Origin of the sequence: Streptomyces sp. NPDC089915 (assembly GCF_040684675.1) — a bacterium.
Lineage (GTDB): Bacteria > Actinomycetota > Actinomycetes > Streptomycetales > Streptomycetaceae > Streptomyces.
Window position 1 is genome coordinate 1 of sequence record NZ_JBFBGN010000090.1, and the last position, 17,943, is coordinate 17,943.

General features: G+C 76.0%; 2 protein-coding genes. Both read left to right on the forward strand.

Annotation, left to right across the window (positions count from 1 at the left end; all coding sequences use genetic code 11):
- Window positions 1-14 precede the first annotated feature (14 nt).
- A complete protein-coding gene (locus AB0O29_RS24175; protein ID WP_365154622.1) occupies window positions 15-6,842 on the forward strand; it encodes a type I polyketide synthase in 6,828 nt (2,275 codons plus the stop codon).
- A 197-nt stretch (window positions 6,843-7,039) separates the two neighbouring features.
- Window positions 7,040-17,920, forward strand: coding sequence for a type I polyketide synthase (locus AB0O29_RS24180; protein WP_365154624.1), 10,881 nt, complete (start codon window positions 7,040-7,042; stop codon window positions 17,918-17,920).
- Window positions 17,921-17,943 lie beyond the last annotated feature (23 nt).

Here is a 17,943-nt window from a genome sequence, read left to right on the forward strand (position 1 = left end):
GCCGCTTCGTGCTGGTGGACGCCGAAGGCCCCGACACCGCCGCCCTGTCCGCCGCAGTGGCCTGTGGCGAGCCCCAGGTGGCGGTCCGCGACGGCGCCCTGTACGCCCCGAGGCTCGTCCGCGCCGACGAACCGGCCCCGGCCGCCGACGCCCCCGTGCCCTTCCCGGCCGACGGAACGGTGCTGATCACCGGTGCTTCGGGTGCGCTGGGCCGGCTCGTCGCCCGCCACCTCGTCACCGAACACGGAGTACGGCACCTGCTGCTCGCCAGCCGCCGGGGCCAAGAGGCCCCGGGAGCCGCCGAGTTCACGGCGGAGCTGCGCGAACTGGGCGCGGAACCGCGGGTGGTGGCCTGCGATGTCGCCGACCGAGCCGAACTCGCCGCCCTCCTCGCGACGGTGCCCGCCGGGCACGCGCTGACCGCCGTGGTCCACGCGGCCGGCGTGACCGACGACGGCACCCTCACCGCCCTCACCCCGGACCGGATCGACGGGGTGTTCCGCCCGAAGGCCGACGCGGCCCTCCACCTGCACGAGCTCACCCGCGATCTGAACCTGTCCGCCTTCGTCCTGTTCTCCTCGGCCGCCGGCCCCCTCGGCAGCGCCGGACAGGCCAACTACTGCGCCGCCAACTCCTTCCTCGACGCCCTCGCCGCGGCCCGCAGGGCCGAAGGCCTCCCCGCGGTGTCCCTCGCCTGGGGCCTGTGGGCGCAGAGCAGCACCCTCACGGACGGGCTGGCCGCCGCCGACCGGCACAGGATCAGCCGCTCCGGACTCATCGCCCTGGAGGCGGAGGAGGGCCTGGCGCTCTTCGACGCCGCCTGCCGCTCCGAACGGGCCGCCCTGGTCCCGGTCCGCCTGGACACCGAGGCCCTGCACGCCCAGGCCCGAGCGGGCACCCTGCCGCCGCTGCTGCGGAAGCTGGTACGCGGCTCCGTACGGCGCGGCCTCGAAGGCGCCGGGCAGACGGCGGCCCGGCAGACCCCGGTGGCCGGCCGGCTCGCCGGCCTGTCGGCCGATGAGCGGTACGCGTTCGTCCTCGACCTGGTGCGCACCCGCGTCGCGGCCGTCCTCGGCCACACCTCGGCCGGATCGGTCGCGGTCGACCGGCAGTTCAGGGACCTCGGCTTCGACTCCCTCACCGCCGTCGAACTGCGCAACACCCTCAACTCCGCCACCGGACTGCGCCTCCCCGCGACCCTCGTCTTCGACCACCCGACCCCCGAGGCGCTGACCCGCCTGCTGCTCGCCGAACTGCTCGGCACGGACGCCGGCCCGGCACGGCCGGACACGGCCGTCCAGATCGCCTCCGCCGACGATCCGATCGCGATCGTGGGGATGAGCTGCCGCTATCCGGGTGGGGTGCGTTCTCCGGAGGATCTGTGGCGGTTGGTCTCGGAGGGTGGTGACGCGGTCGGCGGGTTCCCGGTGGACCGTGGCTGGGCGCTGGACGGGCTGTATCACCCGGATCCGGATCATGCGGGGACGAGTTATGCCCGTGAGGGTGGCTTCCTTTACGAGGCTGGCGAGTTCGATGCCGCGTTCTTCGGGATCTCGCCGCGTGAGGCCCTGGCGATGGATCCGCAGCAGCGGTTGCTGTTGGAGACCTCGTGGGAGGTGTTCGAGCGGGCGGGGATCGACCCGGCCACGCTGAAGGGCTCGCGGACCGGCGTCTTCGCCGGAGTCATGTACCACGACTACGGCTCCCAGCTCGGCGGGACCGCACCCGAAGGCCTCGAAGGCCACCTCGGCATGGGCACCTCCGGGAGCGTGGCCTCGGGCCGGCTCTCCTACACCTTCGGCCTCGAAGGCCCGGCGGTGACGGTGGACACCGCCTGCTCCTCCTCCCTGGTCGCCCTGCACCTGGCGGCGCAGGCCCTGCGGCAGGGCGAGTGCACCATGGCCCTCGTGGGCGGCGTGACCGTCATGGCCACCCCCAACACCTTCGTGGAGTTCAGCCGCCAGCGCGGTCTGGCCGTCGACGGCCGCTGCAAGGCCTTCTCGGCCTCGGCGGACGGCACCGGCTGGGCCGAAGGCGTCGGCATGCTGCTGGTCGAGCGCCTGTCGGACGCCCGCCGCAACGGCCACCGGGTGCTCGCGGTGGTCCGCGGGTCGGCGGTGAACCAGGACGGCGCGTCCAACGGTCTGACCGCCCCCAACGGTCCGGCGCAGCAACGGGTGATCCGCCAGGCCCTGGCCCAGGCGGGGCTCTCGGCCGACGATGTGGACGCGGTCGAGGCCCATGGCACGGGCACCACGCTCGGCGACCCGATCGAGGCCCAGGCCCTGCTCGCCACCTACGGCCAGGACCGGCCCGGGGACCGGCCGCTGTGGCTGGGCTCGCTGAAATCCAACATCGGCCACACCCAGGCCGCCGCCGGTGTCGCCGGTGTCATCAAGATGGTCGAGGCGATGCGCCACGGAGTGCTCCCCAAGACCCTGCACGCCGACGAACCCTCCCCCCACGTCGACTGGTCGACCGGGTCCGTACGCCTGCTGACCGAGGCCCGCGAATGGGCCGGGGACGGCAGCCGTCCGCGCCGGGCGGGCGTCTCCTCCTTCGGCGTCAGCGGCACCAACGCCCACGTGGTGCTGGAACACGTACCCGCCCCGGTGGCCGACGCGGGCACCGGCGACGAGCCCGGAGCCGTCGCCTGGGTGCTGTCGGCCAAGGACGACACCTCCCTGCGCACCCAGGCACAGCGCCTCGCGGCCCATGTCGCGGAGCACTCGACCCTCGGGCTCGCTGACATCGGGCACGCGCTCGCCGCTTCGCGAGCCTCGATGGAGCTGCGCGCGGCCGTCGTGGGGGCCGGCCGTGAGGAACTGCTGGCGGGCCTGGAAGCCGTCGCCACGGGCCGGCAGGCAGCCGGTGTCGTACGGGGCGAGGCCGAGCCCGGCGGGAGCCGGACCGCGTTCCTGTTCTCGGGTCAGGGGAGTCAGCGGCTGGGTATGGGGCGTGAACTGCACGCTGCCTACCCGGTGTTCGCGGATGCCTTCGACGCCGCTTGTGCCGCTCTGGATTCGCATCTCGAACTCCCGCTGAAGGATGTGGTGTTCGGGGAGGACGCGCAGCTGCTGAGCAGGACGGAATACACCCAGCCGGCGTTGTTCGCGGTCGAGGTGGCGCTGTTCCGGCTGCTGGAGTCCTGGGGTGTGCGTCCGGACTTCCTCGCCGGGCACTCGGTCGGCGAGTTCGCGGCCGCCCATGCGGCGGGTGTGCTCTCGCTGGAGGACGCGGCGAAGCTGGTGGCCGCGCGGGGCCGGCTGATGCAGGAGCTGCCCTCGGGCGGGGTGATGGTGGCGGTCCAGGCCTCCGAGGAGGAGGTGCGGGAGCTGCTGGCCGGGCTGGAGGACAGTGCGGGGATCGCCGCCGTCAACGGGCCCACGTCCGTGGTGGTTTCGGGCGCGGTTGATGCCGTCGCCTCCGTCGTGGACCGGCTTGCCGCCGACGGCCGGAAGACCAAGGCCCTGACGGTCTCCCACGCCTTCCACTCCCCGCTGATGGATCCGATGCTCGACGCCTTCCGCGAGGTCGTGGAGTCGGTCGTCTTCGAGGCGCCGCGCCTCCCGATCGTCTCCACCCTCACCGGCGGCACGGTCACCGCCGAGCAGTTCGGCTCCGTCGACTACTGGGTGCGCCACGTCCGCGAGGCCGTCCGCTTCGCCGACGCCCTCACCGCCCTCAGCTCCGAGGGCGCCGGGACCTTCCTGGAGATCGGCCCCGGCGGGGTCCTGACGGCCCTCGCCCAAGAGGTCCTCGACGAGCGGGCCGTGGCCGTCGCGCTACTGCGCGGCGACCGTCCCGAAGAGCTCGCCGTTACCACCGCCCTCGCCCGGCTCCACGTCCACGGCACCCCCGTCGACTGGACGGCCCGGTACGCCGGAACGGCCGCCCACCCCGTCGACCTGCCCACCTACGCCTTCCACCACCGGCGCTACTGGCTCGACCCGGTCGCACCGGCGGGCGATGTGGCCGCCGCCGGTCTCGTCGACGCCGAACACCCCTTCCTGGGAGCGGCCGTAGCCCTCGCCGACGGCCAGGGGGCACTCCTGACGGGCCGGCTGTCCCCGGCCACCCACCCCTGGCTCAACGACCACACCGTGATGGACGCGGTCCTGCTGCCCGGCACCGCCCTGGTCGACCTGGCGCTGCGCGCCGCCGACGAGGTGCGCTGCGACCGGGTGGACGAGCTGACCCTCGGCGCCCCCCTCGTCCTGCGCGAGGACGGGGCCGTGCAGCTCCAGGCCGTGGTCGGCGGGCCGGACGCGACCGGGCACCGTACCGTCAACGTCTACTCCCGCCCCGAGACGGCCGACGCGGCCGAGCCGTGGACCTGCCACGCGACCGGTGTGGTCTCCGTGGACGCCCACGGACCGCAGGAGCCGCCCGCCGGCGCATCCGTGTGGCCGCCCCACGCGTCCGAACCCCTCGACACGGGCGGCGCGTACGAGCGGCTGGCCGAGCTCGGCTTCGGTTACGGGCCGGTGTTCCAGGGCCTGCACGGGCTCTGGCGGCGCGGCGACGAGGTGTTCGCCGAGGTACGGCTGCCCGAGGAGACCGCGGTCGCCGGCTTCGGCGTCCATCCGGCCCTGCTCGACTCGGCCCTCCACGCGATCGGCCTCGGCGGGCTGCTGCCCGATGCCGGACGGGGCCGGATCCCCTTCGCCTGGAACGGGGTGACAGTCCACGCCACCGGCGCCCGCGCCCTGCGGGTCCGGATCGCCCCGGCCGGCGCCGACGCGGTGGCCCTGGAGGCCGTCGACGAGGCCGGCCGGCCCGTGGCCTCCGTCGACTCCCTGGTGCTGCGGCCCGTATCCGCCGAGCAGCTGGCCCGGGCCGGGCGGGCGCACGGGCTGCAGGACTCGCTGTACCGGCTCGACTGGACCCCCCTTCCCCTCACCCCGGAGGAACCCGTGAACCTGCCCGGCGGGCAGTGGACCCTCGTCGGAGGCGACGACGGGCTGCGCGCGGCGCTGGAGGACTCCGGCATGGACGTCGTCTTCCGGCCCGACCCGGCCGGTCCGGCCGACGCGGGGGAGGGCCCGGCGCCCGCCGTGCTCCTCGCCGCCGTCGACGTCCACCCGGACCGGGACCACCCCGTCGCCCACGTCCACGCGACCGTGCACCGCGCCCTGGACCTGCTCCAGCGGTGGCTCGCCGACGACCGGTACGCCGATTCCCGGCTGGCCGTCCTGACCTGCAACGCCGTCGCCGCCAAGGGGCGCGGCGCGGAGGACGGCGACAAGGAGGTGGACCCGGCGCAGGCCGCGATCTGGGGCCTGGTGCGCTCGGCGCAGTCGGAGAACCCGGGCCGCTTCGTCCTGGTCGACCTCGACCGCGACCCGGCGTCCGCGCGGGCCCTGCCCGCCCTGCTGGCCTCGGGGGAGGAGCAGTTCGCCGTACGCGGCGGTACGGTCCTCGTCCCCCGGCTGGCCCGGACCGGGCCCCCGGTCCTGTCCGGCGAGGCCGGGACCGCGTTCACGGCCGACGGTACGGTCCTCGTCACCGGCGCGTCCGGGCTGCTGGGCGGGCACGTCGCCCGGCACCTGGTCACCGGGCACGGGGTGCGCGACCTGCTGCTCGTCAGCCGACGGGGCGGTGCGGCCGAGGGCATGGCCGAACTGGAGGCGGAACTGGCCGCCCTGGGGGCCCGGGTCACCGTGGCCGCCTGCGACGTCGCCGACCGGGAGGCACTCGCGGGGGTCCTCGCCGCGATACCCGGGGAGCACCCGCTGACCGGTGTGGTGCACGTGGCCGGGGTGACCGACGACGGGATCCTCACCGGGCTCACGGCGGAGCGCGTCGACCGGGTCTTCCGTCCCAAGGTGGACGCCGCCCTGCACCTGGACGAGCTCACCCGAGGCATGGAACTCTCCGCGTTCGTCCTGTTCTCCTCCGCCGCCGGTGTCTTCGGCGCGGCGGGCCAGGCCAACTACGCCGCCGCCAACGCCTTCCTGGACGCCCTCGCCCGCCAGCGCCGCGCCGCCGGCCTGCCGGCCGTGTCCCTGGCTTGGGGGCTGTGGGCCGAAAGCAGCGGCATCACCGGCGAGTTGACGGACGCGGACCGGGGCCGGATGTCCCGCAGCGGTATCCTGCCGCTGAGCACCGAGGAGGCCCTCGGCCTCTTCGACGCCGCGACGGCGGACCCGCGCGGGGTGGTCGTCCCGGTCCGCCTCGACCAGGCGGAACTGCGCGGGCAGGCCGCCGCCGGCACCCTGCCGGCCCTGCTCACCTCCCTGGTGCGGACCCCCGCCCGGCGCTCCGCCGCCGACGGGGGAGCGGACACCGCCACCGGGCGGCCCGCCGCCGGAGGGGACCTGACGGCCCGGCTCGCGGGGCTCTCCGACTCCGAACGCGACACCCTGCTGCTGGACCTGGTGTGCGAGCACGTGGCCGCGGTCCTCGACCTCGCCTCGGCGCAGGCGGTGCGGCCCGGCCAGGCCCTGCGCGACCTCGGGTTCGACTCGCTGACCGCCGTCGAACTGCGCAACCGGCTCGGCAAGGACACCGGGCTGCGACTGCCGCCCACGCTCGTCTTCGACTACCCCACCCCCGCCGAACTGGCCGGCTACCTCGGCTCCCAGGCCGCGCCGGCCACCCGGGACGTCACCGGGCTGCTGGCCGAACTCGACCGGATCGACTCGGAGTTGCAGACCACGGCGACGACCGACGCGGAACTCCGCGACGCGGTCACGGCGCACCTGCGCCACCTGCTGGACCGGTGGGCCGCGCCCGCCGGCCAGGGCGAGGCGGACACCGGCGGCGTCGCGGACGGGCTCGACACCGCGACGGACGACGAGATGTTCGACTTCATCGGCAAGGAGTTCGGGATCTCCTGAACCGGACCGGGTGCGGGGCCGCGAGCCCCGCACCCGCCCCCTCCGCCCGCTCCCGCGCCCGCCGGACTCCGACGCCCGGCCCCGCCGACGCGGCCCCTTCCCCCGGCCCCTCCCGGCCCCCGGCCCTCCCGGCCCCCCGACCGCACAGGCCCCACGGCCCCACGGCCCGTACGGGCTCGATGCAAAAGGTGACCCCAGTGACTGACCTCCAGGCGAACAACAACGAGGAAAAGCTCCGCTACTTCCTGAAGCGGGTGTCGGCGGACCTCCACGAGGCCCGCGAGCGGCTGCGCGACCTCGACGCGGACCGGCACGAGCCGATCGCCATCGTCGCGATGAGCTGCCGCTTCCCCGGCGGGATCAGCACCCCCGAAGGGCTGTGGCGGTTCCTGGCGCAGGACGGGGACGCCATCACCGGGTTCCCCGAGGACCGGGGCTGGGACCTGGAAGGGCTCTACGACCCCGACCCGGACACCCGGGGCACCAGCCACGTCCGCGAGGGCGGATTCCTCGACGGCATCGAGCGCTTCGACGCCGGGCTCTTCGAGATCTCGCCCCGCGAGGCCCTCACCATGGACCCCCAGCAGCGGATCCTCCTGGAATCGTGCTGGGAGACCTTCGAACGGGCCGGCATCGACCCCACCTCCCTCAAGGGCAGCCGGACCGGCGTCTTCACCGGCGTCATGTACCACGACCATTCCGCCCTGCTCCAGCGGGCGGTGGAGGACGTCGACGGCTACATCGGCACCGGCAGCGCGGCCAGCGTCGTCTCCGGCCGGGTGTCCTACACCTTCGGCCTCGAAGGGCCGGCCGTCACCGTCGACACGGCCTGCTCCTCCTCCCTCGTCGCCCTCCACCTGGCCGTACGGGCCCTGCGGCAGGGCGAATGCGACCTGGCCCTCGCGGGCGGCGTCACCACCATGCTCACCCCGACGTCCTTCGTGGACTTCAGCCGCCAGCGCGGCCTGGCCGCCGACGGCCGCTGCAAGCCCTTCGCCGCGGCCGCCGACGGCACCGGCTGGGGCGAGGGCCTCGGCGTGCTCCTGGTGGAGCGGCTCTCCGACGCCCGCCGCAACGGCCACCCGGTCCTCGCCGTCGTCCGCGGCTCCGCCGTCAACCAGGACGGCGCCTCCAACGGCCTCACCGCCCCCAACGGCCCCTCCCAGCAGCGCGTCATCCGCCACGCCCTGGCCGACGCCCGCCTGACCCCCGCCGACGTGGACGCGGTGGAGGCCCACGGCACCGGCACCACCCTCGGCGACCCCATCGAGGCCCAGGCCCTCCTCGCCACCTACGGTCAGGGGCGCGCCGAGGGGCAGCCCCTGTGGCTCGGCTCGCTGAAGTCCAACATCGGGCACACCCAGGCGGCCGCGGGCGTCGGCGGGGTCATCAAAATGGTCGAGGCCATGCGGCACGGCCTGCTCCCCAGGACCCTCCACGTGGACGAGCCCACCCCGCACGTCGACTGGTCCTCCGGCGGCGTACGCCTGCTCACCGAGCCCGTCCCCTGGGCCCGGGGCGAACGGCCCCGCCGCGCGGCCGTCTCCTCGTTCGGCTTCAGCGGCACCAACGCCCACGTCGTCCTCGAAGAACCCCCGCACACCGACCCCGACCCCGAGCCGGAGCCCGCCGCGGAGCCCGCCAGCCGGTGCACGCCCGTACTGCTCTCCGGGAAGAGCGCCGCCGCCCTGCGCGAGCAGGCCGCCCGCCTCCTGAGCCACACCGACGGCCACCCCGGACCCGCCCTGGCCGACCTCGGCCTCTCCACGGCGACGACCCGCGCCGCCCTCGACCACCGCGCCGCGATCGTCGCCCGGGACCCCGAAGGACTGCGCCGGGCCCTCGGCCTGCTGGCCGCCGGCGAGACCCCCGCCGACACCACCGACACCGCCACCGCCACGGGCGTGGTCCTGCCCCGCAGCCGGACCGCGTTCCTCTTCTCCGGCCAGGGCAGCCAGCGCCCCGGGATGGGACGCGAACTGTACGCCGCCTTCCCCGTGTTCACCGAGGCCTTCGACGCCGTCTGCGCCGCCCTCGACCCCCACCTCGAACACCCCCTGAAGGACGTGGTGTTCGCCGCCGGCACCGAGGCGCTGAACCGGACGGAACACGCGCAGCCGGCCCTGTTCGCCCTCCAGGTGGCCCTGTTCCGGCTGGTGGAGTCCTGGGGCGTGCGCCCCGACCTGCTGGCCGGGCACTCGGTGGGCGAGCTCGCCGCCGCCCACGTCGCCGGAGTGTTCTCCCTCGACGACGCCGCCCGCCTGGTGGCCGCCCGGGCCCGGCTCATGCAGGCCCTCCCGGCCGGGGGCGCGATGGTTTCCGTCGAGGCCTCCGAGCAGGAGGTACGGGAGCTGCTCGCCGGACACGAGGAGCGGGCCGGCATCGCCGCCGTCAACGGACCCGCCTCCGTCGTCGTCTCGGGCGCCGCCGCGACCGTGGCCGAGGTGGCCGGACGGCTCTCCGCCCAGGGCCGCAAGACCAGGGAACTGCCCGTCTCCCACGCCTTCCACTCCCCGCTCATGGAGCCGGTGCTCGACGCCTTCCGCGAGGTCGTGGAATCCGTCGTCCTCGAAGCGCCCCGGTTCCCCATCGTCTCCACCCTCACCGGGCGCCCCGTGCCCGCCGGGGAACTGCGCACCGCCGGATACTGGGTCCGGCACGTCCGTGAGGCCGTCCGGTTCGCCGACGCCGTCGCCGCCCTCGCCGCCGAAGGCGCGGGCACCTTCCTGGAGATCGGCCCCGGCGGCGTCCTCACCGCCCTGGCCGCGCACCTCCTCGACGAGCAGGCGGTCGTGGTCCCCGCCCTGCGGGCCGGCCGGTCCGAGGACCTGGCCGTCACCACCGCCCTCGCCCGGCTCCACGTCCACGGCACGCACGTCGACTGGGCAGCCGTCTTCGCGGGCCGTGGCGCCCGCCGGGTGGAGCTGCCCACCTACGCCTTCCAGCGCGAGGACTACCGGCTGGAGACCCGGCCCGACACCGGAGACCTCTCCGGCGCCGGCCTTCGACCCGCCGACCACCCCCTCCTCGGCGCCGTCATGACCCTCGCCCACGGCGACGGAGTCCTGCTGACCGGCCGCGCATCGCTCACCACACACCCCTGGCTGGCCGGCCACCGCGTGCTGGGCAGCCCCCTCCTGCCGGGCACCGCCCTCGTCGAGCTCGCCGTCCGCGCCGGGGACCAGGTCGGATGCGGCCGCGTCGAGCACCTCACCCTGGAAGCGCCGCTCGTCCTGCCGGCACAGGGCGGGGTACGCCTCCAGGCCGTCGTCGACAACGCCGACGCCGACGGCCGGCGCGGCGTACGCCTCTACTCCCAGCCCGACGACGCCCTCGCCGCCGACAACTGGACCCGCCACGCCTCCGGCCTCCTGGCCCCCGCCCCCGCGGCCGCCCCGGACCCCTCCGCGCTCACCACCTGGCCCCCGGCCGACGCCGAACCCGCCGACCCCGAGGCCCTCTACGACCGCATGACCGGCCTCGGCCTGGAATACGGGCCGCCGTTCCGGGGGGTCCGCGCGGGCTGGCGGCGCGGCGGCGAGCTGTTCGCCGAGATCGCCCTGCCCGAAGGGACCGACACCACCGGATTCGGCCTGCACCCCGCCCTCTTCGACGCCGCCCTCCACACCGCCGGCCTCGCCGGCCCCGACGCGCAGGACGGCCCCCGCATCCCCTTCGAATGGAACGGGGTGACCCTGCACGCGACCGGCGCCACCACCCTCAGGCTCCAGATGGCGCCCGCCCCGGACGCGGAGGACGCCGTCACCCTGCTCCTCGCGGACGGCGCCGGCCGGCCCGTGCTCTCCGTCGACTCCCTGGTGCTGCGCCCCGTCGCACCCGAACAGCTGGCCGCGGCGGCCGGCACCCGGGACGACGCGCTGTTCCGGCCGGTGTGGACCCCCGTGGACCCCGCCCCCGCCGAGCACCCCGCGCCCGTCCCGGTCCCGCTCGCCCCGCTCCCCCTCAGCGACGCCGACGCCGAGGACGCCCCGGTCCCGGACACCGTCGCGGTGACGGTCCCGGTGCCGGCCGAGGAGGACACCCCCGATGCCGACCGGGCCGACCGGCCCGCCACGGCCGCGCGGGCCGCGCTCGCACTCGTCCAGGACTGGCTCGCGGACACCCGCTCCGCCCACGCGCGGCTCCTCGTCCTCACCCGGGGCGCCGTCGCCACCGGGCCGCAGGAGGGCGCCGACCCCGCACAGGCCGCCGTCTGGGGCCTGGTGCGCACGGCCCAGTCCGAGAACCCCGGCCGGTTCCTCCTCGTCGACACCGAGCCCGGCACCCCCGCCACCGACCCGGCCCTGCTCGGCGCCGCGGCCGCCACCGGCGAACCGCAGCTGGCCGTACGCGGCGGAGCCCTGCTCGCCCCCCGCCTCGTCCGCGCCGACGCGCCCGCGACGCGACCCGACCGGGACACGGAAACCGGCACGGACCCGGTGTTCCCGCCGCACGGCACCGTCCTCGTGACCGGAGCCTCCGGCACGCTCGGACGCCTGGTCGCCCGCCACCTCGTCGCCCGGCACGGCGTCCGCAGGCTGCTGCTCCTCAGCCGCAGCGGCCCCGGCGCCGACGGCGCCGGGGAGTTCGCCGCCGAACTCGCCGCCATGGGAGCCGTGGCCGACACCGTCGCCTGCGACGTGGCCGACCGGCACGCGCTGGCCGCCCTGCTGGCCGACCTCCCCGCCGCACACCCGCTGACCGCCGTGGTCCACGCCGCAGGCGTCACCGACGACGGCGTCCTGCCGGCCCTCACCCCGGACCGCGTCCAGCGGGTGTTCGCACCCAAGGTCGCCGGCGCCCACCACCTCCACGAGCTCACCCGCGACCTCGGCCTCACCGCCTTCGTCCTGTTCTCGTCCGCCGCAGGCGTCTTCGGCAACCCCGGCCAGGGCAACTACGCCGCCGCCAACGCCGCCCTGGACGCCCTCGCCCAGCAGCGCCGCGCGGCCGGCCTGCCCGCCGTCTCCCTCGCCTGGGGCCTGTGGGCCCACGGCAGCACCCTGACCTCCGCACTCGCCGAGACCGACCGGCGCCGCATCGGCCGCTCGGGACTCCTCGCCCTGGAGACCGACGAGGGCCTCGCCCTCCTCGACCGCGCCCTGGACACCGCCGAACCCCTCCTCGTGCCCGTCCGCTGGGACCTGCCCGTCCTGCGCGAGCAGGCCCGCGCGGGCACCCTCCCCGCCCTGCTCCGCGACCTGGTCCCCGCACCCGTACGCCGCAGCGAGGCCACCGCGGCCGGATCACCCGACGGCGCCCGCTCCGCCCTGGCGGAGCGGCTCGCCACCCTGCCCGAAGCGGGCCGCACCACCCTGCTCGTCGACCTCGTCCGCACGCACGCCGCCGCCGTACTCGGCCACGGCCGCCCCGAATCCGTCCAGGCCGGCCAGGCCTTCAGGGAACTCGGCTTCGACTCCCTGACCGCCGTCGAACTGCGCAACCGCCTCGCCTCGGCGACCGGCGTACGCCTCCCCGCCGGCCTGGTCTTCGACCACCCCACCCCCGACGCCCTCGCCCGCCACCTCCTGCGCCGGCTCACCGACACCCCCCGGCCCGCGACCGCCACCCGTACGGGCACCCCCGCCGGAACGGCCGCCGACGAACCCGTCGCCATCGTCGCCATGGGCTGCCGCTACCCCGGCGGCGTACGGTCCCCCGAGGACCTGTGGCGGCTGCTCACCGGGGCCACCGACGCCATCGCCGGATTCCCCGAGGACCGCGGCTGGGACCTCGACCTGCTCTCCGCGAGCGGCGGCACCGCCGGATCCAGCAGCACCCTCCGGGGCGGATTCCTCTACGACGCGGGCGAGTTCGACGCCGCCTTCTTCGGGATCTCCCCCCGCGAAGCCCTCGCCATGGACCCCCAGCAGCGCCTCCTCCTGGAAACCTCCTGGGAGGTGTTCGAACGGGCCGGGATCGCCCCGTCCACCCTGCGCGGCTCCCGCACCGGCGTGTTCACGGGCGTCATGTACCACGACTACGCCTCCTCCCTCCAGCAGGTCCCCGACGGGGTTGAGGGCTTCCTCGGCACCGGCAACTCGGGCAGCGTCATCTCGGGCCGGCTGTCCTACACCTTCGGCCTCGAAGGCCCCGCCGTCACCGTCGACACGGCCTGCTCCTCCTCCCTCGTCGCCCTCCACCTCGCCGTCCAGGCCCTGCGCCAGGGCGAATGCGAACTCGCCCTCGCGGGCGGCGTGACCGTAATGGCCGGACCCGGCGCCTTCATCGAGTTCAGCCGCCAGCGCGGCCTCGCCGCCGACGGCCGCTGCAAGGCCTTCTCCGCCGACGCCGACGGCACCGGCTGGGCCGAAGGCGTGGGCGTGCTCCTGGTGGAACGCCTCTCGGACGCCCTCCGCCACGGCCACCCGGTCCTCGCCGTCGTCCGGGGGAGCGCCGTCAACCAGGACGGCGCCTCCAACGGCCTCACCGCCCCCAACGGCCCCGCGCAGGAACGGGTGATCGAGCAGGCCCTGGCGAACGCCGGACTCTCGGCGGCGGACGTGGACGCCGTCGAGGCGCACGGCACCGGCACCCGGCTGGGCGACCCGATCGAGGCCCAGGCCCTCCTCGCCGCCTACGGCCAAGAGCGGTACGGGGAAAGGCCGTTGTGGCTCGGGTCGCTCAAGTCCAACATCGGGCACACCCAGGCGGCCGCGGGCGTTGGCGGGATCATCAAGATGGTCGAGGCGATGCGCCACGGCGTCCTGCCGAAGACCCTGCACGCCGAGGAACCCTCCCCGCACATCGACTGGACCTCCGGCGCCGTCCGCCTCCTCACCGAACCCGTGGAATGGACCGGGAACGGCCGGCCGCGCCGGGCGGGCGTCTCCTCCTTCGGCTTCAGCGGCACCAACGCCCACGTCGTCCTCGAAGAGGCCCCGGAATCCGCCGTCGAGGCCGCTTCCACGACCCCGTTCACGGCGCCTTTGCTGCTCTCCGCCAAGAGCCCGGAAGCCCTGCGCGCACAGGCCCGCGGCCTCCTGCCGTACGCCCAGGACCCGGGCCTGTCGGCGGGAGACCTCGCCTACTCCCTGGCCACGGGCCGCAGTGCGCTGGAGCACCGGGCGGCCGTGACCGCGGATTCCCCGGCCGGGACGCTGGAGGCCCTGACCGCCCTGGCGAACGGCACGCCCTCGCACGCGGTGCTCCGGGGCACGGCCGCATCCGGTGGCGGGCGGACCGCCTTCCTGTTCTCGGGGCAGGGCAGTCAGCGGCTGGGCATGGGGCGTGAACTGCACGCCGTTTACCCGGTGTTCGCGGAGGCCTTCGATGCCGCGTGTGCCGCCCTGGATCTCCATCTCGAACTCCCGCTGAAGGGTGTGGTGTTCGGGGATGACATGGAGCTCCTCAACCGGACCGCGTTCACCCAGCCGGCGTTGTTCGCAGTCGAGGTGGCGCTGTTCCGGCTGTTGGAGTCGTGGGGTGTGCGTCCGGACTTCCTGGCCGGGCATTCGGTGGGCGAGTTCGCGGCCGCCCATGTCGCGGGTGTGCTGTCGCTGGGCGACGCGGCGAAGCTGGTGGCCGCGCGCGGCCGGCTGATGCAGGAGCTGCCCCCGGGCGGGGTGATGGTCGCGGTCCAGGCTTCCGAGGAGGAGGTACGGGAGCTGCTGGCCGGGTTCGAGGACCGTGCGGGCATCGCCGCCGTCAACGGGCCCATGTCCGTGGTGCTTTCGGGTGCTGAGGACGCCGTCGCCGAGCTGGCCGGGAAACTGGGCGCCGAGGGCCGCAAGACCAAGGCCCTGACCGTCTCGCACGCCTTCCACTCCCCGCTGATGGACCCGATGCTCGACGCCTTCCGCGAGGTCGTGGAATCGGTCGCCTTCGAGGCCACGGGTCTCCCCGTCGTCTCCACCCTCACCGGGGGCCTTGTGACGGCCGAGGAGTTCGGCTCGCCGGACTACTGGGTGCGTCACGTCCGCGAGGCCGTCCGCTTCGCCGACGCCGTCACCGCCCTGGCGGCCGAGGGCGTACGCACCTTCCTGGAGGTCGGCCCCGGCGGGGTCCTGACCGCGCTCGCCCAAGAGGCCCTGGACCAGGACGCGGTGGCCGTGGCGCTGCTGCGCGCCGACCGGGCCGAGGAGCCGGCCGTCGCCACCGCCCTCGCCGGGCTCCACGTCCACGGCGCCCCCGTCGACTGGGAGGCGGTCTTCGCCGGCCGTGGCGCCCGTCGCGTGGACCTGCCCACCTACCCCTTCCAGCGCACCCGCTACTGGCTGGCGGCGGCCCCCGCACCGGGCGACGTCTCCGCCGCCGGTCTGGCGGAGGCGGACCACCGGCTGCTCGGCGCCGCCGTTCCGCTCGCCGACGGTGCGGGGCTCCTCCTGACCGGGCGGCTGTCGCTCGCGACGCAGCCCTGGCTCGCCGACCACGTCGTGCACGGCGCCGTGCTCGTCCCCGGCACCGCCTTCGTGGACCTGGCGCTGCACGCCGCCCACGCCGAGGGCGTCGGCTGTGACCGGCTGGACGAGCTGACGCTCGGGGCACCGCTCGTCGTCCCCGAGGACGGGGCCGTCCAGGTCCAGGTGCGGGTCGCGGCACCCGGCGCCGACGGCCGCCGGGCGCTGGAGATCCACTCGCGTCCGCAGGGCGCCTCCGCCGAGGAGCCGTGGACCGGCCACGCGTCGGGCACCCTGTCCACCGCCGAGGCCTCCGAGGACGCGGCCGCCCTGGCGGCTTGGCCCCCGCCGCAGGCGGTCCCCGTCACCGACGGTTCCCCGGACTCCCTGTACGAGCGGATGACCGGCCTGGGGCTGGACTACGGTCCCCTCTTCCGGGGCGTGCGCGCCGCCTGGAGCCGGGACGGGGAGCTTTTCGCCGAACTGGAGCTCCCCGAGGGGACCGACGTCTCCGGGTTCGGGCTGCACCCGGCCCTTCTGGACGCCGCCCTGCACGCCGTGGCCCTCGGGGACGGGCTGCTCGGCGAGGAGGCCGGCCCGGACCGGGTGCGGGTCCCCTTCTCGTGGACCGGTGTCACGCGGTCCGCCGCCCCGGCGGCGGGCCTCACCGCCCTGCGGGTGCGGCTGGCCCCCGCCGGCCCGGACGCCGTCTCGCTGCTGGCCGCCGACACCGTCGGCCGGACCGTGGCCGGTGTGGACTCCCTGGTCCTGCGGCCGATCTCCGCCGAGCAGCTCGCCGCCGCGCGGGCCGGACGGTTCCAGGACGCGCTGTTCCGCCTGGAGTGGACCGAGGCGCCCCCGGCCCCTGCCGTGGCCCCGGCCGCCGACCACGTCGTCCTGCTGGAGGCGGAGCTCCCGGACCGCCCGGCCGAGGACGCCGCCGCCGTGCGGTACGCGGCGGCCCGCGCCCTGGCCCTCGTACAGCAGCGGCTGGCCGCCGCGGAGGCGGGGGAGGAGGACCCGGGCAGGCTGGTGCTCGTCACCCGGAACGCGGTCCGCACGGGCGACGGGGACGCGGCCGGGCCGGACCCGGCACAGGCCGCCGTCTGGGGCCTGGTCCGGTCCGTCCAGTCCGAACACCCCGGACGCTTCGTCCTCGTGGACCTCGACGTCGACGGGGACGCGGACACCGCCGCGTCGGCGGCGCTCGCCACCGGGGAGCCGCAGTGCGCCGTCCGGGACGGCCGGGTGCTCGTGCCCAGGCTGGCGCGCGCCGCCGCGCCCGTGGCCGCCGGGGACGAGGCCCTGCGGCTGGACCCGGCCGGTACGGTCCTGGTGACCGGGGCGACGGGCGCCCTGGGCCGGCTGGTGGCCCGGCACCTGGTCACCGCGCACGGCGCACGGCACCTCCTGCTGGCCAGCCGCCGGGGGTCCGACGCCGAGGGCGCGTCCGCCTTCGCCGCCGAACTGGGCGCGCTGGGCGCCGAGGTGACCCTGGCGGCCTGCGACGTCGCCGACCGGGCCGCGCTCGCCGCCGTACTCGACGCGGTCCCCGCCGCCCACCCGCTGACCGCGGTGGTGCACGCGGCCGGTGTCCTCGACGACGGCCTCGTCGGCTCGCTCACCGCCGAACGGCTGGACCGGGTCCTCGGGCCCAAGACGGACGCGGCGTTCCACCTGCACGAGCTGACCCGGGACCGGGACCTCGCCGCCTTCGTCCTGTTCTCCTCCCTCGCCGGCACCTTCGGCACCGCCGGCCAGGCCAACTACGCCGCCGCCAACGCCGGGTTGGACGCCCTCGCCCAGGCGCGGCGGGCGGCGGGACTGCCGGCCGTCTCCCTGGCCTGGGGGCCCTGGACGGACACGGAGGGCCCGCACGGCATGGTGGGCGAGGCGGCCGCCGGCACACTCGCCCGGATGGCGCGGGCGGGCGTGTCCCCGCTCTCCCCGGAGGAGGGCCTCGCCCTCTTCGACGCAGCGGTCGCGACGAGCACGGCGGTCACGGCGGTCACGGCGACCACGGCGACGGCCGCGGACGGGCAGGCCGTGCTGCTGCCCGTACGGCTGAACCTGGCCGCCCTGCGCCGCGGCGCCGCGAGCCGGCCGGTGCCCGCCCTGCTCCGAGGCCTCGTACGGACCCCCGCCCGCCCGGCGGAGGACCCCGCGACCGGGGCCGACGCGCTCGCCGCGCAACTGGCGGGGGCCTCCGACGAGAAGCGCCGGCGGATCCTCCTCGGCCTCGTCAGGTCCCAGGTGGCGGCCGTGCTCGGACACGGCTCCGCCGAGGCCGTCGGCGCCTCCCAGGCCTTCCGCGACCTCGGCTTCGACTCCCTGACCGCCGTGGAACTCCGCAACCACCTGGGCACCGCCACCGGACTCCGCCTCCCGGCGAGCCTGCTGTTCGACCACCCCACCCCGGCGGCCCTCGCCGATCACCTGGCCGGCGCGCTGCCCGCCGCCGGACCGGGCACCGACGCGCAGGCCCCGTCGCTGCTCGCCGAGATCGACCGGCTGGAGACCGTGTTCGCCCGCGCCGCCCACGACCGGGCGGCCCGCGCCACCGCCGCCCTGCGCCTGGAGGTCCTCCTCGCGAAGTGGCGCGAGGCCGCCTCCGGCCCGGCCGCCGGCGGTGCGCCGGTCCCCGGGGACGAGAGCGGCCGGGACACCGCGGCCGAGGTGGCGGGGGCCTCCGACGAGGAACTCTTCGACCTGCTCGACGGCGAACTCGACACCCACTGATCGACCAGCACGCCCATCCCTTC